The organism is Bradyrhizobium sp. CCBAU 21365 (assembly GCF_015291305.1).
In the GTDB taxonomy this organism is placed as follows: domain Bacteria; phylum Pseudomonadota; class Alphaproteobacteria; order Rhizobiales; family Xanthobacteraceae; genus Bradyrhizobium; species Bradyrhizobium elkanii.
Genome location: NZ_CP030036.1, coordinates 263,608 through 285,966, shown reverse-complemented (window position 1 = coordinate 285,966; position 22,359 = coordinate 263,608). Strand labels below are relative to the sequence as shown.

26 protein-coding genes and 1 tRNA gene are annotated in these 22,359 nt (G+C 64.9%); 14 read left to right on the top strand and 13 right to left on the bottom strand.

Annotation, left to right across the window (positions count from 1 at the left end):
- Nucleotides 1-25: 25 nt before the first annotated feature.
- The 3 genes from XI02_RS01350 to panE all read left to right on the top strand — a co-directional run bounded on the left by XI02_RS01350 (nt 26) and on the right by panE (nt 3,138).
- A complete protein-coding gene (locus XI02_RS01350; RefSeq protein WP_370143870.1) occupies nt 26-1,375 on the top strand; it encodes an MATE family efflux transporter in 1,350 nt (449 codons plus the stop codon).
- A 124-nt stretch (nt 1,376-1,499) separates the two neighbouring features.
- The gene (locus XI02_RS01345) at nt 1,500-2,105 is read left to right on the top strand and encodes a 2-hydroxychromene-2-carboxylate isomerase (RefSeq protein ID WP_016841406.1); all 606 of its coding nucleotides are present in this window, start codon (nt 1,500-1,502) and stop codon (nt 2,103-2,105) included.
- A gap of 115 nt (nt 2,106-2,220) precedes the next feature.
- Nucleotides 2,221-3,138, top strand: a complete 918-nt coding sequence (gene panE / locus XI02_RS01340) for a 2-dehydropantoate 2-reductase (protein WP_016841407.1) — start codon at nt 2,221-2,223, stop codon at nt 3,136-3,138.
- A gap of 146 nt (nt 3,139-3,284) precedes the next feature.
- On the opposite strand, the gene XI02_RS01335 is transcribed toward panE, so the two are convergent.
- From XI02_RS01335 to XI02_RS01325, 3 genes are all read right to left on the bottom strand, one after another.
- Nucleotides 3,285-3,866, bottom strand: a complete 582-nt coding sequence (locus tag XI02_RS01335; RefSeq protein WP_172646172.1) for a cytochrome c — start codon at nt 3,864-3,866, stop codon at nt 3,285-3,287.
- A gap of 259 nt (nt 3,867-4,125) precedes the next feature.
- Nucleotides 4,126-5,403 carry a sorbosone dehydrogenase family protein gene (locus XI02_RS01330; RefSeq protein WP_069279108.1) on the bottom strand — a complete coding sequence of 426 codons (1,278 nt, stop codon included), beginning with the start codon at nt 5,401-5,403 and terminating at the stop codon, nt 4,126-4,128.
- A gap of 267 nt (nt 5,404-5,670) precedes the next feature.
- On the bottom strand, nt 5,671-6,183 hold the full coding sequence (locus XI02_RS01325; RefSeq protein WP_244980870.1) for a DUF2865 domain-containing protein: 513 nt from the start codon (nt 6,181-6,183) through the stop codon (nt 5,671-5,673).
- Between XI02_RS01325 and XI02_RS01320 the strand changes: the two genes are divergently transcribed.
- Entirely contained in the window at nt 6,182-6,448 is a 267-nt protein-coding gene (locus tag XI02_RS01320; RefSeq protein ID WP_194483498.1) for a hypothetical protein, read from the top strand. The two genes, XI02_RS01325 and XI02_RS01320, sit on opposite strands and share 2 nt — an antisense overlap.
- 144 nt (nt 6,449-6,592) lie before the next feature.
- On the opposite strand, the gene XI02_RS01315 is transcribed toward XI02_RS01320, so the two are convergent.
- Together XI02_RS01315 and XI02_RS01310 are read right to left on the bottom strand one after the other, a co-directional pair.
- Nucleotides 6,593-6,667, bottom strand: a tRNA-Gly gene (locus tag XI02_RS01315).
- Between the two features lie 160 nt (nt 6,668-6,827).
- Nucleotides 6,828-7,319, bottom strand: coding sequence for an SRPBCC family protein (locus tag XI02_RS01310; RefSeq protein WP_172646174.1), 492 nt, complete (start codon nt 7,317-7,319; stop codon nt 6,828-6,830).
- Between the two features lie 221 nt (nt 7,320-7,540).
- On the opposite strand from XI02_RS01310, the gene trxA reads away from it, so the two are divergent.
- Both trxA and XI02_RS01300 read left to right on the top strand, forming a co-directional pair.
- Entirely contained in the window at nt 7,541-8,461 is a 921-nt protein-coding gene (trxA, locus tag XI02_RS01305; RefSeq protein ID WP_069279107.1) for a thioredoxin, read from the top strand.
- Nucleotides 8,462-8,491: 30 nt separating this feature from the next.
- Complete coding sequence (locus tag XI02_RS01300; RefSeq protein ID WP_016841413.1) at nt 8,492-9,166, top strand: LON peptidase substrate-binding domain-containing protein; 675 nt, start codon at nt 8,492-8,494, stop codon at nt 9,164-9,166.
- Nucleotides 9,167-9,251: 85 nt separating this feature from the next.
- On the opposite strand, the gene XI02_RS01295 is transcribed toward XI02_RS01300, so the two are convergent.
- The 6 genes from XI02_RS01295 to XI02_RS01270 form a co-directional block, all read right to left on the bottom strand.
- Complete coding sequence (locus XI02_RS01295; protein WP_172646175.1) at nt 9,252-9,806, bottom strand: cytochrome b/b6 domain-containing protein; 555 nt, start codon at nt 9,804-9,806, stop codon at nt 9,252-9,254.
- 10 nt (nt 9,807-9,816) lie between these two features.
- Nucleotides 9,817-10,113: a PepSY domain-containing protein gene (locus XI02_RS01290; RefSeq protein ID WP_018269339.1), complete on the bottom strand. Its 297-nt coding sequence runs from the start codon at nt 10,111-10,113 to the stop codon at nt 9,817-9,819.
- A gap of 222 nt (nt 10,114-10,335) precedes the next feature.
- Nucleotides 10,336-12,870, bottom strand: coding sequence for an EAL domain-containing protein (locus XI02_RS01285; protein ID WP_172646176.1), 2,535 nt, complete (start codon nt 12,868-12,870; stop codon nt 10,336-10,338).
- A 161-nt stretch (nt 12,871-13,031) separates the two neighbouring features.
- A complete protein-coding gene (locus XI02_RS01280; protein WP_016841417.1) occupies nt 13,032-13,454 on the bottom strand; it encodes a PaaI family thioesterase in 423 nt (140 codons plus the stop codon).
- The gene (locus tag XI02_RS01275) at nt 13,451-14,257 is read right to left on the bottom strand and encodes a crotonase/enoyl-CoA hydratase family protein (protein ID WP_172646177.1); all 807 of its coding nucleotides are present in this window, start codon (nt 14,255-14,257) and stop codon (nt 13,451-13,453) included. Before XI02_RS01275 ends, XI02_RS01280 begins: the two co-directional genes overlap by 4 nt.
- Nucleotides 14,258-14,268: 11 nt before the next feature.
- The gene (locus tag XI02_RS01270; protein ID WP_172646178.1) at nt 14,269-14,619 is read right to left on the bottom strand and encodes a hypothetical protein; all 351 of its coding nucleotides are present in this window, start codon (nt 14,617-14,619) and stop codon (nt 14,269-14,271) included.
- A gap of 94 nt (nt 14,620-14,713) precedes the next feature.
- On the opposite strand from XI02_RS01270, the gene XI02_RS01265 reads away from it, so the two are divergent.
- Together XI02_RS01265 and XI02_RS01260 are read left to right on the top strand one after the other, a co-directional pair.
- Nucleotides 14,714-15,250, top strand: coding sequence for a TetR/AcrR family transcriptional regulator (locus tag XI02_RS01265; protein WP_172646179.1), 537 nt, complete (start codon nt 14,714-14,716; stop codon nt 15,248-15,250).
- Nucleotides 15,251-15,357: 107 nt separating this feature from the next.
- Complete coding sequence (locus XI02_RS01260) at nt 15,358-15,555, top strand: Trm112 family protein (RefSeq protein ID WP_018269337.1); 198 nt, start codon at nt 15,358-15,360, stop codon at nt 15,553-15,555.
- A 107-nt stretch (nt 15,556-15,662) separates the two neighbouring features.
- On the opposite strand, the gene XI02_RS01255 is transcribed toward XI02_RS01260, so the two are convergent.
- Nucleotides 15,663-16,883, bottom strand: a complete 1,221-nt coding sequence (locus XI02_RS01255; protein WP_194483353.1) for a ubiquinone biosynthesis hydroxylase — start codon at nt 16,881-16,883, stop codon at nt 15,663-15,665.
- Nucleotides 16,884-16,999: 116 nt separating this feature from the next.
- Between XI02_RS01255 and tesB the strand changes: the two genes are divergently transcribed.
- Nucleotides 17,000-17,863 carry an acyl-CoA thioesterase II gene (gene tesB, locus XI02_RS01250; protein ID WP_016841424.1) on the top strand — a complete coding sequence of 288 codons (864 nt, stop codon included), beginning with the start codon at nt 17,000-17,002 and terminating at the stop codon, nt 17,861-17,863.
- Between the two features lie 43 nt (nt 17,864-17,906).
- On the opposite strand, the gene XI02_RS01245 is transcribed toward tesB, so the two are convergent.
- On the bottom strand, nt 17,907-18,797 hold the full coding sequence (locus tag XI02_RS01245) for a DUF4339 domain-containing protein (protein ID WP_016841425.1): 891 nt from the start codon (nt 18,795-18,797) through the stop codon (nt 17,907-17,909).
- 330 nt (nt 18,798-19,127) lie between these two features.
- Here XI02_RS01245 and XI02_RS01240 point away from each other — a divergent pair, with 330 nt between their 5' ends.
- The 5 genes from XI02_RS01240 (at nt 19,128) to XI02_RS01220 (ending at nt 22,347) form a co-directional block, all read left to right on the top strand.
- Entirely contained in the window at nt 19,128-19,466 is a 339-nt protein-coding gene (locus tag XI02_RS01240) for a P-II family nitrogen regulator (protein ID WP_016841426.1), read from the top strand.
- A gap of 83 nt (nt 19,467-19,549) precedes the next feature.
- Entirely contained in the window at nt 19,550-20,869 is a 1,320-nt protein-coding gene (locus XI02_RS01235) for an ammonium transporter (RefSeq protein WP_172648979.1), read from the top strand.
- A 155-nt stretch (nt 20,870-21,024) separates the two neighbouring features.
- On the top strand, nt 21,025-21,339 hold the full coding sequence (locus tag XI02_RS01230) for a helix-turn-helix transcriptional regulator (RefSeq protein ID WP_016841428.1): 315 nt from the start codon (nt 21,025-21,027) through the stop codon (nt 21,337-21,339).
- Entirely contained in the window at nt 21,336-21,692 is a 357-nt protein-coding gene (locus XI02_RS01225; RefSeq protein WP_069279103.1) for an SRPBCC domain-containing protein, read from the top strand. The genes XI02_RS01230 and XI02_RS01225 overlap by 4 nt, the downstream gene beginning before the upstream one ends.
- Nucleotides 21,693-21,744: 52 nt before the next feature.
- A complete protein-coding gene (locus XI02_RS01220; protein WP_172646181.1) occupies nt 21,745-22,347 on the top strand; it encodes an ATP-dependent Clp protease proteolytic subunit in 603 nt (200 codons plus the stop codon).
- Nucleotides 22,348-22,359 lie beyond the last annotated feature (12 nt).

The following is a 22,359-nucleotide window of genomic DNA, read 5'->3' as shown; positions in this document are numbered from 1 at the left end:
CCTGGTCAATTTTTGGAAGTTGAACGTGTCCAACCCACCCTCCCTGCGCAAAGCCTTCCTCGCCTTCCTCGCGCCGATGCTGCTCAGCAATGTGCTGCAGTCGCTGTTCGGCACCATCAACGGCGTCTATCTCGGCCAGATGATCGGCGTCGACGCGCTCGCCGCCGTCTCGGTGTTCTTTCCGGTGATGTTCTTCTTCATTTCCTTCGTGATCGGCCTGAGCGCCGGCGCCTCGGTCATGATCGGCCAGGCCTGGGGCGCGGGCGAGCCCGACCGGGTGAAAGCGGTCGCCGGCACCACCATGACCGTGACGCTGCTGCTCGCGCTGGCGATCGCGGTCCTCGGCGGCGTGTTCGCCCGCCCGCTCTTGATCGCGCTCGCGACACCATCCGACGTCCTCGACGCCGCGGTGGCCTATGCGCGGATCATGATGATCACGATGCCCATAACCTTCGCATTCCTGCTGCTGACGGCGATGATGCGCGGCGTCGGCGACACCGTGACGCCGCTGGTTGCGCTGACGGTCTCGACCACCGTCGGCCTGGTAGTGACGCCGGCGCTGATCCGCGGCTGGCTCGGCCTGCCGATGCTCGGCGTCGCCAGCGCTGCCATCGCCTCCGCGGTCTCGGGCGTGGTCACGCTGCTGTGGCTGCATGTTCATATGCTGCGGCACCGCCATGCACTGGCCTTCGACGCCGCATTCCTGCGCGCGATGCGGCCGAACGGCGCCCTGCTGCGCATCGTGCTGCGGCTCGGCATTCCGACCGCGATCGGCATGGTGGTGGTCTCGCTCGCCGAGCTGGTGCTGCTCGGCCTCGTCAACGGTTTCGGCTCGGACGCCACCGCGGCCTATGGCGCAGTCAACCAGGTGATCGGCTATGTGCAGTTTCCGGCGATCTCGATCGCAATATCGGTGTCGATCTTCGGCGCGCAGGCGATCGGCCGCGGCGATTCCGCCCGGGTCGGCCCCATCGTCAGGACCGGGATCGAGATGAATCTCGCGCTGACCGGCGGGCTGGTCGTGCTCGGCTATCTCTTCGCGCGGCCGCTGATGGGCTTCTTCATCGTCGACAATGCCGTGCTCGCGCTGGCGCAGCAGCTCTTGTACATCGTGCTGTGGAGCATGGTGCTATTCGGCATGGCGACGGTGTTTTCGGGCGCGATGCGCGCCGGCGGCACGGTGTGGATGCCGCTGTTGCTCTCGACCCTGGCGATCGCGGTGGTCGAGGTGCCGGTCGCGATCCTGCTCAGCCGCGCCAGCGGCGTCAGCGGCATCTGGATCGCCTATCCCGTCACCTTCGCAACCATGTTCGTGCTGCAGATGGCCTATTACGCCCTGGTATGGCGCAAGCAGACCATCAAGCGGCTGATTTGACATCGCGCGCCGCGGCTCACATGATGATTATCATATTCTACTGATGGCGCCTGCGACAGCAGGTCCATGCTAGACAAGCCGTGCTAAACAAGTCCAAACGAGACAAGCCGAGGGAGAGACCGTCGTGAGCCAAAATCCGCAATTCCTGTTCGATTTCGGCAGCCCCAACGCCTTCCTCAGCCATGAAGCGATCCCGGCAATCGAAAAGCGCACCGGCGTCAAGTTCGAATATGTCCCGATCCTGCTCGGCGGCATCTTCAAGGCCACCAACAACAAGTCGCCGGCCGAGACGCTGGCGGGCGTCAAGAACAAGCCCGAGTTCATGAAGATCGAGACGGAACGCTTTCTCAAGCGCTTCAACGTCAAGCCCTACACCTGGAACCCGTTTTTCCCGGTCAATACGCTGAACCTGATGCGCGCGGCGGTCGCCGCCCAGTTCGAGGGCGTGTTCGAGAAATATATCGAGGCCGCCTTCCACCACATGTGGGTCGAGCCGAAGAAGATGGACGATCCTGAGGTCGCCGGCAAAGCCATCGCCTCCTCCGGCCTTGACGCCGCAAAACTGTTCGCCCGCGCGCAGGACGCGGATGTGAAGGCCAAGCTGATCGAATATACCTCATCCGCCGTCGAGCGCGGCGCGTTCGGCTCGCCGACCTTTTTCGTCGGCAACGAGATCTTCTTCGGCAAGGAGCAGCTGCGCGAAGTCGAGGAAATGGTATCGGGAAAGTGAGATGAGCGAACGGCCAATAGCGAGTAGCGAATAGTCGAACAGCATCCCTATCTATTCGCCACTCCCATTCGCCATTCGCCCGCGGGCGGCGAACAACAAAGAAGGACAAATTCCCATGCGCGTTCTCGTGGTCGGCGCCGGTGCGATCGGCGGTTATTTCGGTGGCCGGATGCTTCAGGCCGGCCGCGACGTCACCTTCCTGGTGCGCCCGCGCCGCGCCTCCGAGCTCGCCTCCGCCGGGCTCGTGATCAAGAGCCCGAACGGCGATGTCACGCTGAACAACCCGCCGACCGTGCAGGCCGACAAGCTGTCGGACAAGTTCGACGTCGTGCTGTTGAGCTGCAAGGCGTTCGATCTCGAGGATGCGATCAAGTCCTTTGCGCCCGCCGTCGGCGACAAGACCGCGATCATCCCGCTGCTCAACGGCATGCTGCATCTCGATGCGCTCGACAAGACGTTCGGAGCGCAGCATGTGCTCGGCGGTCTGTGCGCGATCGCGGCGACGCTGAACGAGAAGCGCGAGGTAGTGCAGCTGCAGCCGATGCAGTCGCTCGGCTTCGGCGAGCGCGCCGGCGGGTTGTCGGACCGGGTGCGCGCGATCGCCGAGACCTTCTCGGCGATCAACGGCGCCAACGCCAGCGAGCATGTGATGCAGGACATGTGGGAGAAATGGGTGTTCCTGGCGTCGCTCGCCGCCTCCACCAGCCTGATGCGGACCTCGGTCGGCAACATCCTGGCCGCGCCCGGCGGCAAGGATTTCCTGCTCGGCATCCTCGACGAATGCAGCGCGATCGCCGCCGACGCCGGCCATGCCCCGGGCGGCCCGTTCTTCCAGCGGACCCGCGGCCTCCTGACCACCGAGGGCTCGCCGATGACCGCATCGATGTTCCGCGACATCAAGGCGGGGCTGCCGGTCGAGGCCGATCACGTGATCGGCGACCTGGTCGTGCGCGCCGACGCCGCCAAAATCCCGGTGCCGAAGCTGCGCACGGCCTACACGCACCTCAAGGCGTATGAGAAGCAGCGGGGATGAATCTATTCCCGTCGTCCCGGCGGAGGCCGGGACCCACACGCCGCGGCCTCTCGATTCGAGGCGGTGCAGGTTGATATCCGTTCAAGACAATTGAAGCCGGTGGTTATGGGTCCCGGCCTTCGCCGGGACGACCACATGATTTGCGGCTACAGATGCGCCAGATAATGCGCGAGCGCGGTGATCTCCTCGTCGCTCAGCGGATAGGCGACATCGGCCATCGCGGCCTGTGCCCCACCGGAGCGCAGGCCCGACTTGTAATCGTGCAGCGCCTTGACGAGATATTCCTCGCGCTGGCCGGCGATGCGGGCGACCGCCTTGGTACCGGCAAACGTATCGCCATGGCATGAGGCGCAGCGGCGGCCGGCGGCGGCCTGCTTGCCCTTTTCGGACAAGTCCGGATTGTCGTCCTTGCCGCCCTTGAACGGGGTCAGCGACGCGAAATAGGCGCCAAGATTTCGGATGTCGTCGTTGTTGAGCTGCTCGACGATCGGCTGCATCTGCTCGTTCTTGCGCGCGCCGGCGCGGAAGAACACCAGCTGCCATTGAACGTACTGGTCGAGCTGGCCGGCGAGCGAAGGAATGTTCTCGGTCTGCGAGATGCCGTTCTCGCCGTGACAAGCGGCACAGATTTCGGCCTTCGCCTTGCCGGCGGCGACATCGGCGGCATTGGCAAAAGAAACCATCGCGATGGCCGAGGCGAGCAGAATTCCGAGGGTCACAAAGCGCATTGCCAGTTTTCTCCGTGTGTCATTGCCGGGCTCGACCCGGCAATCCATCTGGCTTGAAGACGGTTTCTTGGTTTGGATGGATGCCCGGATCCCGTCTTCGCCAAGGCTTCGACGAGGCTCCGGTCTCAGGCACGCCGTAGCCTTGGCGAAGGCGGCAAGTCCGGGCATGACGAGTGCGTTCCTTTGCGGGCGTGCCCGAACCACGCGAATGAGGCTGCGGTCACCTCACGGCCACCGCAGCCTCACATTGTTTCAACCGTTACTTCTTGCTGTAGCTGATGCGATAGATCGCACCGGCCCAGTCGTCGGCGACGAGGATCGAGCCATCCTTGTCGAGCAGGATGTCGGCGGGACGGCCGAGATAACCCTGGTCACCCTGGATCCAGCCGTCGGCGAAGATTTCCTGCTTCGCATTCTTGCCGTCGGGGCTCGCGGTGATCTTCACGATGCGGCCGCCCTGGTACTTGTGCCGGTTCCAGGAGCCGTGCTCGGCGATCAGGATGCTGTTCTTGTACTCGGCCGGGAATTGGCTGCCGGTATAGAACTTCATGCCGAGCGGAGCCACGTGCGCGCCGAGCTTGTACGCCGGCGGGGTGAACTCCGAGCATTTGTGTCCCATCGCGAACTTGGCATCGGGCAGATCGCCCTGGTGGCAATAGGGATAGCCGAAATGCTCACCGATCTTGTTGATCACGTTGAGCTTGTCGCTCGGCAGATCGTCGCTGATCCAGTCGCGGGCGTTTTCGGTGAACCAGTATTTGCCGGTGCGCGGGTCGACGTCGCCGCCGACCGAGTTGCGCACGCCGAGCGCATAGATCTCCGCGTTGCCGGTCTTGGGATCGACACGGCGGATCTGCGACACCGAGGTCGGCGGGATGCCGATGTTGAAGGGAGGTCCGAACGGAATGTAGAACCAGCCGTCCTTGTCGACGGCGATGTATTTCCAGCCATGCGCCGCGTAGGACGGCATGTCGTCATACACCACCTTGCCGCTGCCGAGATTGTCGAGATTGGCTTCGGCATTGTCGTACCGGATCAACTTGTCGACCGCGATGACATAGAGCGCGCCGTCGCGGAACGCGAGGCCGGTCGGCATGTTGAGGCCCTTGAGGATGGTCTTGACCTCCTTCTTGCCGTTGTTGTCCTTGATCGCATAGACGTTGCCGAGGCCGAACGAGCCGACGAACAGCGTGCCCTTGTCGCCCCAGGCCATCTGCCGCGCCGCGAGCACGTTCGAGGCATAGACCTCGATCTTGAAGCCCGGCGGCAGCTTGATCTTCTTCATCATCGCCGCGAGCTCGGAATCGGACGCGCCGGTCGGCGGACCGGACGGCGGGGCAAGGCCCTTCTGCGCTTCGGTCTCGTCGCCGAGGAACCAGTCATCCGGCGGATGGGTCCAGAATTCCTTGGTGCCGGACTCGTACTTCTTCAGCGCACGATTCTTGTCTGTTTGTTGCTGTGCATTGGCGAAGGTCGTCCCCGCCAGCAGCGCAATCGCCGCGAACGCAAGTATTGATCGATTGAAAGCCGATTTCATCGCGTCACTCCCCTATGCAAGCCGTTGCAGCTTGCCTGTTATTGATTTTGAACGCCCTGAGAGATGATGGTGGCGGTCTGTGAGGTAGGTCAGACGGCAAAATGGTAGCACATCCAACGACGCTGAAAAGCGCAGCGCCGGTGTGCGCTGCGTCAAAACTAGTTGAGACGATATTTGAGACGAAATTTTCCTGAGCAGCCTGCCCGATAACAAGGCATTCTGCACCGCAGCGTGATATTCGAATGAAGCTAACGCTCGTGGTTGCCGCTATCGCGACGACAGGCGCGCCAGACCGAGCGCCTGCGCCTTGGCCTTCGACAGCGGCCTGAACAACACGCTGCGCCGCTGCCCGCTCGTGATCGCCGCGATCTTGAAGCCGTCATCGGCGGCGATGATGTCGCCGGTCCGAAGCGTCATGTCGTCCTCGATCGCAATCGGCGACAGGCCGGTGGACGCGCCGGCGCTGCACGAGCATTGCGGCACCATCTCGCGCTGAAAGCGGAATGCATTTGCAAGCGTCTTGTAGGTCTCGCCCGCTTCGGTTCTGGCGCTGTCGATATCGGAGCCGGAGTACAGCTTCACCTCGGCGGCGGGACAGGCCGCCTCGCATGCCTTGACGTCCGCCGTCTCGCCCACACGCGGCAGCGGAAAGAAGCGGCCGTCGCAGGTCCTGACGCAGAAGTTTTGCTGGCCGCCCCGGTGCGACCGCGTCGTGATGTAGACCCGCGCTCGCGGCCGTTCGGCCGCCTCGTAGTCAGGCGCCGGCCCAAAGCCAGGCATGGGAGAGAAGCTGGGCGTCGGGGCATACGCCGAGTCGCTCGGCAATTGCTGCGCCGATGCGCCCGAACATGTCCAGGCGCCGACGAGCACGACCAGCGCGGCGACGTTTGCGCGCACCGAGCGGCGATTTAACCCAGGAGCTGGCTTCCAACTGATCGACATCGTTCACGCGCTAGCCGCGCCGGCAAATCCGGCCGCAACCATTCCAGCGCCAACACAACCACAGATTTCTATCAGTTTTGAGAATGCATCGTTTGCAGGTTAACAAAAGCCGGAAACCGCCGTGGCGGGCCGCGACATCTTGACCTCGCAATCGCGGCTTGGAGATGCGGCCTCGGACCGGACAGCAAAAAGCCCGCGCCGATGGGCGGGCCTTCATCAGACTGTCAGCTCGGTCAGCGAGAAGTTTTGGAGCGGGCGAAGGGGCTCGAACCCTCGACCCCGACCTTGGCAAGGTCGTGCTCTACCACTGAGCTACACCCGCATCCGAAATGGCGGCGATCGCTCGCCGGCAACGGCAGACCTATGCCAAAAGCTGTCTGTGAATGCAACACAAGAGCGCGGTCCGAACCTCACGAAATCGCCCGGTTTCCCTAAAAATTGACCTCGAATCGGCCGAAACCGGTCGCGCCGCCGATTTCTTTTTAGATTTCCGCCGGAACCTGCCTCAAGGCCATCTCGTCCCGGAGCGATTCGAGCCAGGTCTCGAACCAGCCGGTCAGCGTCTGCGTCAGCTCGAGGCGGCGGGTCGGGTCGCAATCGAACACGGCCCACCATTCGATAAAGGCCCGGTCGCCGTCGATCACCGGGGTTACCTGCAGGGTCGCGCTGAAATCCGTCACCGGCAGGGTCGGGGTGTCGACAAATTCGTAGGTCTGGAAGCGCTCGACGTCGGACTGCGCGAGCAGCCGCTGCCGGATCCGCCGCTTGCGGTACAACACATTGCGCACGGCCCCGACGGTATCGCCGGATTTGCCGTCCTCGATCTCGCTCGTCCCCGCGCCATGGACCCAGACCGGGTAATTGTTGAAATCGCGGATGATTTTCCAGACCTCGCCGGCCGGCTGCTCGAACACCGTGCTGTAATAGGCCTTTGCCACGGGCGCTCCCCTGCTGCCATGAAGGATCGCCATCATCGGCCGTTCCGCGGCCCCAACCCACCCGATCTCCGATGGAACGGGACAGGCGGCCAGGCGATTGAATTTTTCTGGCTGACTGCCATTTACCGAGCATGATCCCGGAAACCGGTTCCCACTTTTCCGGGATCATGCTCTAGCTGACAGAACGGCTGAACGTGCCGTTCCGGGCGTGCTAGAACGCCCCCGGATTTCCGACCTCAGAAGCAGGCGAGGACAACGTGACGATAATGGAGCAGGGCGGCCCCACGCCCGAGGCAGCGCCCGATCTGATCAAGGAGACGACGACCCAGACCTTCGTCAAGGACGTCATCGAGGAATCGCGCCGTCAGCCGGTCATGATCGACTTCTGGGCGCCGTGGTGCGGTCCCTGCCGCCAGCTCACGCCGATCCTGGAAAAGGCGGTTCGCAACGCCAAGGGCCGGGTCAAGCTGGTCAAGATGAATATCGACGAGCATCCGCAGATCCCCGGCCAGATGGGCATCCAGTCGATCCCGGCCGTCATCGCCTTTGTCAACGGCCAGCCCGCCGACGGCTTCATGGGCGCGGTGCCGGAGAGCCAGGTCAACGCCTTCATCGAGAAGATCACCAAGGGCGTGCCGGCCGCCGGCGAGCCCAATCTCACCGAGATCCTGGCCGAGGCCGACGCCGTGCTTGCCGAGGGCGACGCCGCCCAGGCCGCGCAGATCTATGCCGAGGTGCTGGCGCACGACGCCACCAACATCGCGGCGCTCGCCGGCCTCGCCAAATGCTACGTCACGTCGGGTGCGATGGAGCAGGCCAAGCAGACGCTGGCGATGGTTCCGGAATCCAAGCGCAACGACGCCGCGGTGAAGGCGGTGCAGGCGGCGATCGATCTCGCCGAACAGGCGGAAGCGGTCGGCCCGGTCGCGGAGCTGGAACAGAAAGTCGCCGCAAACCCGCTCGATCATCAGGCCCGATTCGATCTCGCCACCGCGCTCAATGCGATGGGCAAGCGCACGGAGGCGACCGAGCAATTGCTCGCCATCGTCAGGCGTGACCGCAAGTGGAACGACGACGGCGCGCGCAAGCAGCTGGTGCAGTTCTTCGAGGCGTGGGGCGGCACCGATGAGGCAACCGTCGAGGGGCGCAAGCGGTTGTCGACCATCCTGTTCTCGTAAAGCACGCCCGTCACAGCAGCGGGACCGCAGATGCCGATCAATGCCGAATATCGCGGACCCGGCGAGCTCCCGGAGGTGATCCCGGTGTTCCCGCTGCCCGGCGCGTTGCTGCTGCCGCGCGGCCAGATGCCGCTCAACATCTTCGAGCCGCGATATCTCGCGATGATCGACGACGCGCTGCGCGACGGCCATCGCCTGATCGGCATGATCCAGCCCGACGTGGCGCACTCGCAGAAAGAGGCGAAGCCGGCCCTGTTCCGGATCGGCTGCGTCGGCCGCATCACCCAGCTCGCAGAATCCGGCGACGGCCGCTACATCCTCGAGCTGACCGGCGTCGCGCGCTTCAAGGTGGTCGAGGAGCTCACCGTGCAGACGCCGTACCGGCAGTGCAAGGTCGACTTCTTCTCCTTCGCCGGCGACTTCACCGCGCGCAAGGGTGAGGAGGCCGTCGACCGCAAGGCGCTGCTTGAAGTGCTGGCCGATTTCCTGGAAGCCAACAATCTGAAGGTCGACTGGGAAGGGATCGAGTCCGCGCCCAACGAGGCGCTGGTCAATGCGCTGGCGATGATGTCGCCCTATGGCCCGGCCGAAAAGCAGGCGATGCTCGAGGCGCCGGACCTGAAGACCCGCGCCGAGATCCTGATCGCGGTCACCGAGATGGACCTCGCCAAGAAGCGCACCTCGGGCGACCCGCCGGTGCAGTAAGCATGATCCGCAAAAGTGCGAAGCGGTTTTCCGAAAAGATCATGCTCAAACAACGATCCCGCTTTAGGCTCGGCACCCTCCCCCATCAGCGATTGCGCAGTTGCTTGCGGCCGGTGAACATCGCGCGTACCAGGTTCTGACGCTGCAGCAAGCCGACCACGATGACCCCGAGCACGTGCAGGGCGACCAGGATGATGACCGCATCCGAGGCATAGGCGTGGGTGTCCTCGACCCACCAGACACCGAAGAAGGTCACGGTGACCTCCATCGCGCCCGTGATTGTCGAGATCGCAAGCAGGAACAGCAGCGCCACCAGCATCACGGTGCCCGCGGGATTGAGCCCGATATAGCGCCCGGTGATGCCGCGGCGGAGATTCCAGATGTAGCGCGGCGCGGCGCGCAGGCGAACGCCGAGCCTGCCGAAACGCGCGTAGCGCGTGCCGGCAAAGCCCCAGATCAGCCGGAACGCCAGCAGCCCGATCACCGAATAACCCGCCAGCCGGTGCAGCCGGTCATAGGTGCCGGGCGTCACCCAGGCGACCAGGACGAAGATGGCGAGCGCCCAGTGCCACAGCCGCAGCGGTAGGTCCCAGACCTGCACGCTGGTCGCGCCGCGGGCGCCCGGCGCCGCCTTCGTCATCGCGCCTGCTTCACTTCGCGATGGTGTGCTTCAGGCTGAGGTCTTCCGGGCTGTAGAACAGCTCGTAGAGCTTGCCTTCCTTGACGCCGTACACCTCGTAGCAGGAGCCCTCGACCTTCGACCGGCGCACCTCGTAGCCGAGGGCCTTGGCCTTAGCTTCGGCTTCGCTTGCCGGCTTCCACGACGCCTTGTCGAGCTTGGTGCAATTCTTGTAGCCGTCGGCGAACGCCGCCGATCCGGTCAGCCCAAGAACGCTCCCAAGGACGCATGCTGCAAGCGCAGCGCTCAAAATCACTCTCACGCGCATTTCCCCTCCGTTGACAATCATGCCCACAACGCCTTCGCGCAGGGCACATGCGTGAAGAATGCTGAGGCGATTGCCAAGTCAAGGAAGCGCCGCGGAGGCTGGCTTTAGAGGAATTCTAACGGTCGCGAAAACCGCTTTGCGCTCCACGCGCAGTTTGGCTTTGACGGCGTGCTGCGGCCTTACGCCTCATGCGTATCGGGGCCGCCCGGCGCAGCCCGTCGATCAGGATGCGGCACCCGCCATGGCGAGACGAACCGCAGGCCGTTCGACCGCAGCCGGGGTTCGCCCGCCGATCATCTGTGCGACCTTCTCGCTCTGCACCGGCGGGCTGAAATGGAAGCCCTGCACTTCCACGCAGGCGTCGGCGCGGAGGATGTCGAGCTGCTCCCTGGTTTCGACGCCTTCGGCCGTCGTGGTCTTGCCGAGGCTGACGGCAAAGCGAACGATCGCGCGCGCAATCCGGCGCGACTCGTCGGATGCGCCGGAGAGCTCGGAGACGAAGCTGCGGTCGATCTTGACCTTGTCGAACGGAAACTTCTGCAGAAAGCTCAGCGACGAGTAGCCGGTGCCGAAATCGTCGAGCGCGATCCGCACCCCGAGATCGTGCAGCTGGCTGAGCGCGGTAAACACCGCTTCGCTGTCCTGAATGATGGCCGTTTCGGTGACCTCGAGCTCGAGGCGCTCCGGCGAAATTCCGGCACTCGCCAGCGCGTGCACGATCACCGGGACCAGCTCGGGACTCCTGAACTGCACAGGCGACAGGTTGATCGCGATCTTGAGGTCGTCGGGCCATTTGGCGGCCTCCGCACACGCGGTGCGCAGCACCCATTCCCCGAGCGGCACGATCAGGCCGGTCTCTTCCGCCAGCGGAATGAACTGCGCCGGAGATACCATGCCGCGCTCTGGATGATGCCAGCGGAGCAGCGCCTCGAAGCCGCAGGTCTTCCCGCTCGCGACATGGATGAACGGCTGATAGTGCAGCTCGAACTCGCCATTGGCGAGCGCACTGCGCATGTCGCGCTCGAGGCCGCGCCGGGCCTGCAACAGCCGATCGAGCTCCGGCTCGAAGAAGCGGAACGAGCCGCGGCCACAGCTCTTGGCCGAGTAAAGCGCGAGATCGGCGCTGCGCAGCACCTCGTCCGAATCGGTGCCGTCGCGCGGTGCGATCGCAATGCCGATGCTGGTCGTGGTGGTCACCCGATGATCGCCGAGATCGATCGGCTCGCTGAGCGCCTTCCTGATCTTCTCGGCGAGCAGGCCCGCTTCCGTGACCGGATCGCCGACATGGTCGATCACCGCGAACTCGTCGCCGCCGAGCCGCGCGACCAGCGTCGTATCGCTGACGCACCTGCGCAAGCGGGCGGCCACCGACTTCAGCAACGCATCGCCCGCCGGATGCCCGAGCGTGTCGTTGACGTCCTTGAAGCGGTCGAGATCGAGCATCAGCACCGCAAGGCTCGGTCCGCCACACCGAGCACCGGAGAGCGCGCGCTCCATCCATTCCTTGAGCAGCACGCGATTCGGCAGATCGGTCAGCGCGTCGTGCTGCGCCATATAGGTGATCTTGGCCTCCGAGCGCCGCTGCTCGGTGACGTCGCGATGCGTCGCCACCCAGCCGCCGCCGGGCATCGGCTGCCGCGTCACGCAGATCAAGCGGCCGTCGTCGAGCTCGTCGACCCGGCTGCTGATCTCGCCGGCCGGGAGCGCGTTCAATGTCGCGAGCACCTGCATCGCGGCGCTGTCGCTGGTCTCGCCCTTGAGAATGCCGTTGGCGATGCGATGCCTGATGATCTCGCGATGGGCCGTGCCGGGCAGCAGCAATTCCGGCGGCAGCCGGTACATCTTGGCGTAGCGATCATTGCAAACGACGAGGCGCTTCTCCGCATTGAACATGCAGAGGCCCTCGCCCATGTGGTTGATCGCGGTATCCAGCCGGAACCTCTGCTCCTCCAGCGCCTTCTGCGACGCCTCGACCTGCTGTCGCGCCGACGAAAGCTGGCTGATGATCTCCTCGAAGCGACGGGTGCGAAGCGCCAGCCGGCGATCCGCGAGCACGCCGACCAGACTCATCCCGAGCACCGACAGCGCCACCCCGGCGATCACGATGGCGAGGAAGGCAGGCGAGAGCGACAGGGTCGCCGGAGCCTGCAACGGATCCGGAACGATCTCGACCGCGCCCATCGCGGTGAAATGATGCGACACGATCGCAAGCGTCAGCAGCAGCGCCGCGACGAGCGACATCCAGCGGTCCTGACGGCGGACCGCGATCGCCAGCGCGGCGTAGCCGAACAGCATACCGAGCACGATGGAGGCCGCCACGAGATCGAGCGACCAGACCACGCGGCCCGGCACCTCCAGCGCCCACATCCCGAGATAGTGCATGCTGGCGATACCGGCTCCGATCACGGCGCCGCCGACCGGCGCGCGCCAGCGGCTGGAGTCGCCGGCGGCAAGGCCGAGGCCGCCGGATGTCAGCATCATCGCCGCGGCGAGCGACAGCACGGTGAGGACAATGCCGTAGCCGGTCGGGATTCCCGGCTCATAGGCCAGCATGGCGATGAAATGCGTCGCCCAGATGCCGTAGCCGATTGCGGCTCCCGCGATCGCAATCCAGATCAGCCGCGTCCTCGCCTGCGATGCAATTGCGCGATGAAAAATATTGACGGCCACAATACTGGCAACGAAGCAGACCAGTCCGGCGAGCAGAACGAGCCGCCAGTCATGCTCACCTGAAAGGCACGTAAGAACACGAAACATGCGTCGGTCCATGGTTGTCCGTACGCACAGGCTAGGCTGATTGAATTGTCTTCTCGATAATATTCTGCAACTTTCAGTGGCATGGTTATCCGCGCGTAAGCCGATTCCGCACCGAAATTGATGGCTCCATAAATTTCACGGTCATACGCGATCCGCGTGACTCAGCCTGCCAGCGGAACGAGCACGGTTTCACCGGTTGCAACCAGCGAGGTCTCACCCTGCTCGTTCTCCGCAAAAAGTTCCGCGCGCGCGAAGACCTGCCTGCGTCCGGCACGCAATGTGGTGCCTTTGGCGATGAAGCAGCGGCCCAGCGCGGGCTTCAGGCAATTCATCGAGAAATGCGATGCGGTGACGGAACCCGCGATCGACGCCGCAGCAAAGCCGCAGGCGGTGTCGAGCAGCGCCGCGATCATTCCGGCGTGCAGGTGTCCCGCATATTGGGTGAGATCGTCGCGCCAGGGCATGCGCAGTTCCACCGTGCCGGTGCCGGCGGCGACGACCTCGAAGCCGGCAAGCCGATTGAAGGCCGCCGACGCATTGGTCGCAACCAGACGTTCGAGATCGAAACCCGGGCCAGTCGTCATGCAAAACTCCATTGCGGGGGCCGCCGCTCGAGATTCGCCCTGACGGCCTCGATGTGATTGGGCGAGCCGAGCAGAAGCGCCTGTTCGGCTGTTTCGGCTGCAAGTCCGGTCGCCGCATCGCGATCGGCTGCAAGATTGAGCAGCCGCTTGGCGGCGCGGATCGCATCCGGGCTGCGGTCCGCGATCGCGCGCGCCGTCTCCAGCGCCGCCTCGCGCGGCTGTTCGACGATCCGGGTGGCGTAGCCATACCCGAGCGCGTCGTCCGCGGAGAAGACGCGCGCGGTGTAGGTGAGTTCACGGACCACATCCTCGCGCGCGAGATGGCGCATCAGCTGCGTGCCGGCCATGTCGGGCACCAACCCCCATTTGGCCTCGATGATCGCAAGGCGCGTCCCGGGTGCGAGATATCTGATGTCGGCACCGAGCATCAGCTGAAAGCCGCCGCCGAAGGCGATGCCGTGGACGGCGGCGATGACCGGCACCGGCAGCTCGCGCCAGAGCCACACCAGATGCTGCGCAAAGTTGGCAATGCCGTGGGTCCGCTGGCCGAGATCGGCAAAGGGCAGAATGGATTCGCCCTCCGTCGTTGCGACCAGACGCTCCATGTCGAGGCCTGCGCAGAAGGCCTGCCCTTCGCCCGAGAGCACCACGGCGCGGAGCGTGCGGTTGTCCGCGAGCTGCGCGCCGATTTCGGCGATCGCGGCGAACATCGCCGGATCGAGCGCATTGAGCTTGTCCGGGCGGTTGAGCCTGACGTCCGCGACGCCATCGGCGATACTGAGGCTGATGCGATCGGTCGTCATGATCGGCCTCGCTAGTAGCCGGCGGCGGCGAGCGCCACCACGGCGCCCATCGCCATCCAGCCGAAGTGACGGAAGCGGGTCGCCACCGCGTTGGCGAGCGCCGCGACGCCGAACACGACACCGAGCGTCGCCACGATCCAGTGCCGCGCGGCATCGGAGGCCATCGCGGGTGCAGCGAGCAGCAGCACGCCGCCGCCGATCCAGGCGACGGTGCCGGCCTGATAGACCAGGCGAAGCAAGAGCCGCAGCCGCGGCGGCTCGACGGTGGCGCGGGCGAATATCCTGGTCTCGCCGAGCACGCCATGGATCAGGCTGACCAGAATGGCGACGACGCCGGCGCCCTGCAGCAGAAGATCACGCATCGCGATACCTCCATACACTACTGTATGGATATGATACCGACCGCTGGCGCCTGTCAATACACTTGTGTATGGTGAGCGGCGCGGACGGGGAACCATGACGGAACAGCTCTCGGTCAAGGACTGGCTCGATCAGGGCCTGAAGACGCTGGCGCGACGCGGCTTCACGGCGCTCAAGGCCGAGCCGCTGGCCAAGGCCATGGGCGTCTCGCGCGGCAGCTTCTACTGGCATTTCGCCGACATCGGCGCCTACCGCGCGGCGATCCTCACCCATTGGCGCGAGGTCGCGGCCGAGCAGGTGATCGCCGAGCTCGAGACCATTCCGGAAGGCGGCGACGCGCTGGCGCTGTTGCTGCGCCGCGCCTTCTCGGCGCGGCTGGCGCTGGAACGCGCCGTGCGCAGCTGGGCCATCGCCGATGCCGCGGCGCGCGCCGCCGTGCTCGAGGTCGACCAGCGCCGGATCGGCTATATCGAAACCCTGCTCCGGCAGGCCGGTTTCCCACACGACGTGGCGCGCGGCCGCGCGCAGATCTTCTACTGGGCGTTCATCGGCTACGCGCTGTCCGAGCAGGCGCTGCCGAAGCCGCGTCAGCAGGCCGCGATCGACGAGCTGCTGCGGATGGCCAGGCGCTGACAGCGCTTATTTGGATGTGCTACATCACCGGCCAGTTTGTTCTGACGCGTTTTCTTCACGCGAACCGGTGCCCACTTCGCTCGAAAACGCTCCAGTCGGAGACTCCCATGAATTCAACGACCGACCATCTCGAAAGCACCGCCGACCCAAAACTGCTCGAAATCCTGGTGTGTCCGATCACCAAGGGGCCGCTGGAATTCGACGCTGCGCGGCAGGAACTGATCTCGCGCTCCGCCAAGCTCGCCTATCCGATCCGCGACGGAATCCCGATCATGCTGCCGGAAGAGGCGAGGAAGATCGATTGATGTAGGCGTAGCCCGGATGAAGCGCAGCGCAATCCGGGAAAGTCTCACCGCGGATAGTCTGCCCCGATTTCTCTGCGCTTCATCCGGGCTACGGCACCAGGCAAGCGCTACAGCGCCTCGCCCTTCAGCAGCCGCGGTACCTCGCCTGACAGTCCCGCCGCCTGGCGGATGAACATCTCCTTCAGCGGGGGCGCGCGATCGACGAGACCGAGGCCAATGTCGCGCACGGTGCGCAGCAGCGTCGATTCGTTGGAGAACAGGAAGTTCAGCGAGTTGGTGGCGACCCCCATCGCCATCGTGTCGAAGCGCCGCCAGCGCTGGTAGCGCTCGAGCACGTCGGCTTGGCCGAGGTCCATGCCGAGCCGCGCCGCATCGACCACGACCTCGGCGAGCGCAGCGACGTCCTTCAGGCCCATATTGAGCCCCTGCCCCGCGATCGGATGGATCACATGCGCGGCGTCGCCGATCAACGCCAGCCGTTCGGCGATGAACGAGCGCGCGACGAAATAGCCGAGCGGAAAGGCGCGCGGCTTGTCGAGCGGCCTGATTTCGCCGAGATGCAGGCCGAAGCGCTGCTCGAGCTCGGCGTGGAATTGCTCTTCGTTCAAGGCGACAATGCGCGCGGCATCCTTGCGCGTCTCGGTCCACACCAGCGACGAGCGATTGCCGGTCAGCGGCAGGATCGCGAACGGCCCTGCGGGCAGGAAATGCTCCTCGGCGCGGCCGTGATGTTCGCGCTCGTGCCCGACCGTGACCACGATGCCGGACTGGTCGTAGTCCCAGCCATGGGTCGCAATCCCGGCGCGCTCGCGCAGCTTCGAGCGCGCGCCGTCGGCGGCAACCAGCAGGCTCGCATCGATCACGGTGCCGTCGGCCAGCGTGATGCTGACGCCGTCGGGACGCGACGCGAAGCTCGACACCGCGGTGGCGCGCAGCTCGACGCCCTCGGCTTCGGCGCGGCTCGCGAGCGCATCGATCAAATAGCGGTTCTCGACCATATGGGCGAACGGCTCGCCGGGCTCGACATTGCCGGCGAAGGTCAGGAACACCGGGCGCGTCGCGTCCTCCAGCCTGGAGTCGGTCACGACCATATCGGTGATCGGCTGCGCGGTCGGCGCCACCTGGCCCCAGACGCCGAGGGTCTCGAACAGCCGCCGGCAGGCCGCCACGATCGCGGTCGCGCGCGGATCGCGGCTCGGGCGCTGGCTCAGTGCCGGATCGGCCACGATGACCGGGATGTCCGGCCCAAGCCCCTGGCGCAGCGCCACGGCGAGCGCCAACCCTGCAAATGCGCCCCCGCAGATGACAATACTTCGCTGTGCCGGCATGCGATCCTTACTCGATTACGCCATCAAAGGAGACTTGCTACCTGATATTAGCTGGGCGAAACAGAGTTTAGAAACAAGGGCGGCTAACAGCCCCAATCGTCATTCCGGGGCCATCCATGTCCAAGAGCCTGATCGACCTGCTGTCCATCCTCGATCTCGAGCAGCTCGAAGTGAATTTGTTCCGCGGCAACAGCCCGAAGACGAGCTGGCAGCGGGTGTTCGGCGGCCAGGTGATCGGCCAGGCGATGGTGGCCGCCTGCCGCACCGTCGAGGGCCGCCTGCCGCACTCGATCCATTGCTACTTCATCCTACCCGGCGATCCGCAGATCCCGATCATCTATCAGGTCGAGCGGCTGCGCGACGGCAAGAGCTACACCACGCGCCGCGTCACCGCGATCCAGCACGGCAACGCGATCTTCTCCATCATGGTGTCGTTCCATGCCGAGGAAGAGAGCAACTTCAATCATCAGGAGAAGATGCCCGACGTGCCGCCGCCGGAGAAGCTGACCGCGGAGGAGGTGTCGAAGCAGCCGATGTTCAAGGAGATGCCGGAGTTCATCCGCCGCTATTACGAGAGCGACCGGCCGATCGAGCTGCGCCCGGTCGAGCTCGGCCGCTATTTCGGCCAGAAGATCGACGACGGCCGCATCCATGTCTGGATCCGCACCGCCGCCAAGCTGCCCGACGATCCGGCGCTGCATCTGTGCGCGCTCGCCTATGCGTCGGATTTCTCACTGCTCGATGCCGTGATGGCGCGCTACGGCCGCACGCTGTTCGACAAGCGCATGATGCCGGCGAGCCTCGATCACGCGATGTGGTTTCACCGCCCGTTCCGCGCCGACGAATGGCTGCTCTACGCGCAGGATTCGCCGAGCGCGCAGTCGGGCCGCGGCCTGACGCGCGGCCTGATCTTCAAGCCCGACGGCACGCTGGTGGCGTCCGTCGCGCAAGAAGGTTCGGTGCGCGAGCGAAAGGCGTAGCGCTCGCGCTCGAACAAAGCCGGTCGGCACGATGCGATCGCGCTTACTGGCCGGCGTAGGCACCGCGCTCGGTCAGCGCGAATTGCGAGACGAACCAGTTGCCGTACCAGCGCAGCACCCACGGAATCGGGATCAGGAAGCCGCAGGCGATCGTGAACACGATGGTTCGCCACAGCACCTCGATGCCGGACGCATTGAAGCTGACCTCGCGGCGTGTGCCGTCGATGTTGCGGCAGATCCAGCGCATCCAGGCGGTCAGCACCCAGGCCCAGCCGATGATGGTGATGGCCGAGACCACCATCGCCACGTACCAACCGACATAGGCGACCGGGCTGCCCTTGAACGAGATCGGCAGGTCCTGGCCGCTCGAGCTGAGATGGCCGATGATCCAGCGCACGATCATCCAGCTCAGGAAGCCCTGCAGCAGCAGCGAGAGCAGCGTTACGATGTTGCTGTTGGCCGCGCCGGCATAGGTCAGAAGGCCGAGCACGATGAAAACCCACCAGATGTCGAGCGGCTGCCCGGTGAAGGCGAAATGCGGCCGGCCCGGCACGCGGATATAGGGGATCGCAAAGCGGTACAGGCCGGTCGCGGTCCACGGCGCCGGGATGACGAGGATCTGGCCGATAAACATCAAGAGGCTGCGGCCGAACAGGCCCCAGATCGGGAAGTCGGCGGACAGTGCGCCGCCGCTATAGCTTCCGGACGCCACCACGGGCGGCGGTCCGCCGGCCTGCGGAAATGCCGGCGGCGCGCCGGCACTCGGGACGAGGCCCGGAATTTCCCCGGCCTTCTGCCAGCCGGCCATGCCCTCGGTCCACACCAAGGTGTCGGCCCCCACCATGCCCCGGGTGATCAGGTCGCGGAGCTGGGTTTCAGGCAGGGGGCCCTTTTGCTGGCCTTCGGATGCATAAAACCAGTTTCGGTTCGACATTTCTTGTTTCCTCGGGGCGCGCACAGGGACACGCGATAGGCGAAACGAACCAGCAAGACCGCTGGCCGGGGCGGGAAAGCCACATTGTGGCGGAGCGTTTCCAATCCGTACAGTGAGGGACCTCACGCGCTGCGCATGTTTTCCGCTTCAATCTGCAAGTTTTTTATGCCATTTGCCCAGAAAGCTGCCAGATTTGGCGGACGCGAAACGCCGCCCCGGGGATGGCAAATTGCCGCTCCGGGAGGCAGCAGGTGCCGGCTCGCGGGACGGCAAGTTCCGCTCCGGGGATGGGCGCACACGGAAAACCTCAAGGGAATAAAGGCCTGAACCATGAAACTCGTCGTCGCGATCATCAAACCGTTCAAGCTCGATGAGGTGCGCCAGGCGCTGACCGCGATCGGCGTCCACGGCATGACGGTGACCGAGGTGAAGGGCTATGGCCGCCAGAAGGGTCACACCGAGATCTATCGCGGCGCCGAATATGTCGTGAACTTCCTGCCCAAGCTTCGGATCGAGATCGCCGTCGATACCGAGCTCGCCGACAAGGCGGTCAGCGTCATCACCCAGCACGCCCGCACCGGCCAGATCGGCGACGGCAAGATCTTCGTGACGCCGATCGACCACGCGCTGCGCATCCGCACCGGCGAAACCGACAACGACGCGCTCTGAGCTTTATCGAGATCATCGCCGGCAACGACGCCGGCGCTCGCCACAACCACACGCCAAGAAACGACGACCGCCGGGGAATGATGATGGGGGCACGAGCTCTTCGTGCAGCGATATCAGCTGCGCCGATCACTGCTGCAATCCTGCTCGCGCAGGCCACGCCGGCCTTCGCGCAAGACTCGGCATCCAGTTCCGGCATCAACGCCGCCGACACCGCCTGGATGATCGTCGCCACCGCGCTGGTGCTGATGATGACGATCCCGGGACTGGCGCTGTTCTACTCCGGCATGGTGCGCAAGAAGAACGTGCTGGCGACGATGGCGCAAAGCCTCACCGCCGTTGCGCTCGTCTCGATCCTCTGGGTCACCTTTGGCTATTCGCTGAGCTTCGTCGGCGACGGTCCCTGGCTCGGCTCGCTCGATCGCTGGTTCCTGGCCGGCATCACCATGGACAGCATCAATCCGGCGGCGAAGACCATCCCCGAAGCGCTGTTCATGCTGTACCAGATGACGTTCGCGATCATCACGGTGGCGCTGGTCGCAGGCTCGGTCGCCGACCGCATGCGGTTCTCCGCCTATGTGCTGTTCTCGATCGGCTGGTTCATCTTCGCCTATGTGCCGCTGGCGCATTGGGTGTGGGGCGGCGGCTTCCTCGCATCGGCGGGCGTGCTGGATTTCGCCGGCGGTCTCGTGGTGCATCTCTCCGCCGGCATCAGCGGCCTGGTCGCGGCCAAGGTGATGGGCAACCGCCACGGCTATGGCCATGATAATCTTTCGCCGTTCGATCTGTCGCTCGCGGTGGTCGGCACCGGCCTGCTTTGGGTCGGCTGGTTCGGCTTCAACGGCGGTTCCGCGCTCGCGGCCAATTCGCGCGCGGTGATGGCGATCACCGCCACCCATCTTGCGGCCTGCGCCGGCGCGCTGACCTGGGGCGCGATCGAATGGGCGACGCGCCGCAAGCCGTCGGTGCTCGGCATGATCTCGGGTGCGGTTGCGGGGCTCGGCACCATCACCCCGGCATCCGGCTTCGTCGCGCCGTGGCACGGCGTCATCATCGGCATCATTGCCGGCCTGGTCTGCTTCTGGGCCTGCACCTGGCTGAAGCATCGCTTCAAATATGACGACTCGCTCGACGTGTTCGGCGTGCACGGCATCGGCGGCCTGACCGGCACGCTGCTTGCCGGCGTGTTCGCGGCATCGGCGATCGGCGGCACGTCCGGCCTGCTCGAGGGCAATCCGAAGCAGCTGCTGATCCAGCTCTACGGCGTCGCGGCCACCTTTGTCTGGTGCGGCGGCGTCACCTTCGTGCTGCTCAAGCTGGTCAGCGCCTTCGTCCCACTGCGCGTCTCGATGCAGCAGGAGCTCGAAGGTCTCGACATCTCGCAGCATGGCGAGGCGCTGCAGTAGCAGCCGAGCTCGTTTCGCCTGGACACGATGGGCGCCGCGAGCGCGAATTCGCAAAACAACCCCATGCAAAGTATCCGAGCGCCGCGACGTCCCGGCGCACGGCACGTGGATAATTCAGGCTTGCGCAACACATAAGTGCGTGCTTATGTGTAGCCATGGTCGACACCGACATCTTCAAGGCGCTGGCCGATCCGACCCGCCGCAAGGTCTTTGAGAAGCTGGCCGGCGGCAGCCTGAACGCCAGCGCCTTGCGCGACGGACTTGAGATCAGCCAGCCGGCGATGTCGCAGCATCTGGCGGTGCTGCGCGCGGCAGGGCTGGTGCGCGAGCAGCGCCAGGGCCGTTTCGTGAATTATGAGGTCGACCCGGACGGCATCGCCAGCATCGGGACCTGGCTCGCCCGCTACCGCGCCTATTGGCCGAAGCGCATCGAAGCGCTCTCCGATCTGCTGAAGGACATGGATCAATGAGCGACACAGTTGAGCCTGATCATGCCGACGCCGACCTGGTGCTCGAATACGAGCTCGATGCACCGCCTGAAAAAGTGTGGCGCGCGGTGACCATTCCGGCCCTGCGCGAACGCTGGCTGCCGGATTGCGATCTCGCGGACGCTGAACCCCTCTCATCGATCGCTGGCGAAGAGGTGCGCTTCCGGCTGCGCGAGTCCGAGCCGCCGTTTCGGGAAAGCCATGTCACCTTCCGGATCGAGCCGAACGAGGCCGGCGGCACCCGCTTTCGCATCATCCAGCAAGCCTGCGACATCAGGGGAAAGCAGCCGCAACCGGCCAACAGCAACAACCGCGCAATGATGCGCGCGGCCTGATCCCCAACCTCACCTACCGAGACTTCATCACCTGCAGCAATGGAGGTCGCCGATGCGCGACATGATGCAACTCGTCCCTATGGTCATCGAACAGTCGAGCCGCGGCGAACGTTCCTTCGACATCTATTCCAGGCTCCTGCGCGAGCGCATCATCTTCCTGAACGGCGAGGTCAATGATGCGATGTCCGGACTGGTCTGCGCCCAGCTGCTGTTCCTCGAAGCCGACAACCCCAACAAGCCGATCAACCTCTACATCAACTCCTATGGCGGCGTAATCACCAGCGGGCTTGCGATGTACGACACCATGCAGTTCATCAAGGCGCCGGTGCACACGCTGTGCATGGGCACGGCGCGCTCGATGGGGTCGTTCCTTTTGATGGCCGGCGAGCCCGGTCACCGCGCCGCGCTGCCGAATGCGAGCCTCCACGTGCATCAGCCGCTCGGCGGCTTCCAGGGCCAGGCGTCCGACATCCTGATCCATGCCACCGAGATGCAGGAGACCAAGCGGCGCATCATCCGGCTCTATGCGCAGCACTGCGGGCGCACCGAAGCCGACGTGGAACGCACCCTGGATCGCGATCACTTCATGTCCGCGCAGCAGGCGCTCGAATGGGGACTGATCGACAAGGTCTTCGCCGAACGCGACGCCGCCTAAGGTATGATCCGG

Coding starts and splice junctions, on each gene's coding strand:
- XI02_RS01310 (WP_172646174.1), bottom strand. CDS start 7,319: ATGATGGCGATCCTTCATGGCAGCAGGGGAGCGCCCGTGGCAAAGGCC.
- XI02_RS01295 (WP_172646175.1), bottom strand. CDS start 9,806: ATGACGAAGGCGGCGCCGGGCGCCCGCGGCGCGACCAGCGTGCAGGTC.
- XI02_RS01225 (WP_069279103.1), top strand. CDS start 21,336: ATGAGCGACACAGTTGAGCCTGATCATGCCGACGCCGACCTGGTGCTC.
- XI02_RS01235 (WP_172648979.1), top strand. CDS start 19,550: ATGGGGGCACGAGCTCTTCGTGCAGCGATATCAGCTGCGCCGATCACT.
- XI02_RS01245 (WP_016841425.1), bottom strand. CDS start 18,797: ATGTCGAACCGAAACTGGTTTTATGCATCCGAAGGCCAGCAAAAGGGC.
- panE (WP_016841407.1), top strand. CDS start 2,221: ATGCGCGTTCTCGTGGTCGGCGCCGGTGCGATCGGCGGTTATTTCGGT.
- XI02_RS01265 (WP_172646179.1), top strand. CDS start 14,714: ATGACGGAACAGCTCTCGGTCAAGGACTGGCTCGATCAGGGCCTGAAG.
- XI02_RS01335 (WP_172646172.1), bottom strand. CDS start 3,866: ATGCGCTTTGTGACCCTCGGAATTCTGCTCGCCTCGGCCATCGCGATG.
- XI02_RS01290 (WP_018269339.1), bottom strand. CDS start 10,113: ATGCGCGTGAGAGTGATTTTGAGCGCTGCGCTTGCAGCATGCGTCCTT.
- XI02_RS01240 (WP_016841426.1), top strand. CDS start 19,128: ATGAAACTCGTCGTCGCGATCATCAAACCGTTCAAGCTCGATGAGGTG.
- XI02_RS01230 (WP_016841428.1), top strand. CDS start 21,025: ATGGTCGACACCGACATCTTCAAGGCGCTGGCCGATCCGACCCGCCGC.
- XI02_RS01280 (WP_016841417.1), bottom strand. CDS start 13,454: ATGACGACTGGCCCGGGTTTCGATCTCGAACGTCTGGTTGCGACCAAT.
- XI02_RS01270 (WP_172646178.1), bottom strand. CDS start 14,619: ATGCGTGATCTTCTGCTGCAGGGCGCCGGCGTCGTCGCCATTCTGGTC.
- tesB (WP_016841424.1), top strand. CDS start 17,000: ATGTCCAAGAGCCTGATCGACCTGCTGTCCATCCTCGATCTCGAGCAG.
- XI02_RS01300 (WP_016841413.1), top strand. CDS start 8,492: ATGCCGATCAATGCCGAATATCGCGGACCCGGCGAGCTCCCGGAGGTG.
- XI02_RS01275 (WP_172646177.1), bottom strand. CDS start 14,257: ATGACGACCGATCGCATCAGCCTCAGTATCGCCGATGGCGTCGCGGAC.
- XI02_RS01260 (WP_018269337.1), top strand. CDS start 15,358: ATGAATTCAACGACCGACCATCTCGAAAGCACCGCCGACCCAAAACTG.
- XI02_RS01255 (WP_194483353.1), bottom strand. CDS start 16,883: ATGCCGGCACAGCGAAGTATTGTCATCTGCGGGGGCGCATTTGCAGGG.
- XI02_RS01285 (WP_172646176.1), bottom strand. CDS start 12,870: ATGTTTCGTGTTCTTACGTGCCTTTCAGGTGAGCATGACTGGCGGCTC.
- XI02_RS01330 (WP_069279108.1), bottom strand. CDS start 5,403: ATGAAATCGGCTTTCAATCGATCAATACTTGCGTTCGCGGCGATTGCG.
- XI02_RS01320 (WP_194483498.1), top strand. CDS start 6,182: ATGGGAGAGAAGCTGGGCGTCGGGGCATACGCCGAGTCGCTCGGCAAT.
- XI02_RS01220 (WP_172646181.1), top strand. CDS start 21,745: ATGCGCGACATGATGCAACTCGTCCCTATGGTCATCGAACAGTCGAGC.
- XI02_RS01325 (WP_244980870.1), bottom strand. CDS start 6,183: ATGCCTGGCTTTGGGCCGGCGCCTGACTACGAGGCGGCCGAACGGCCG.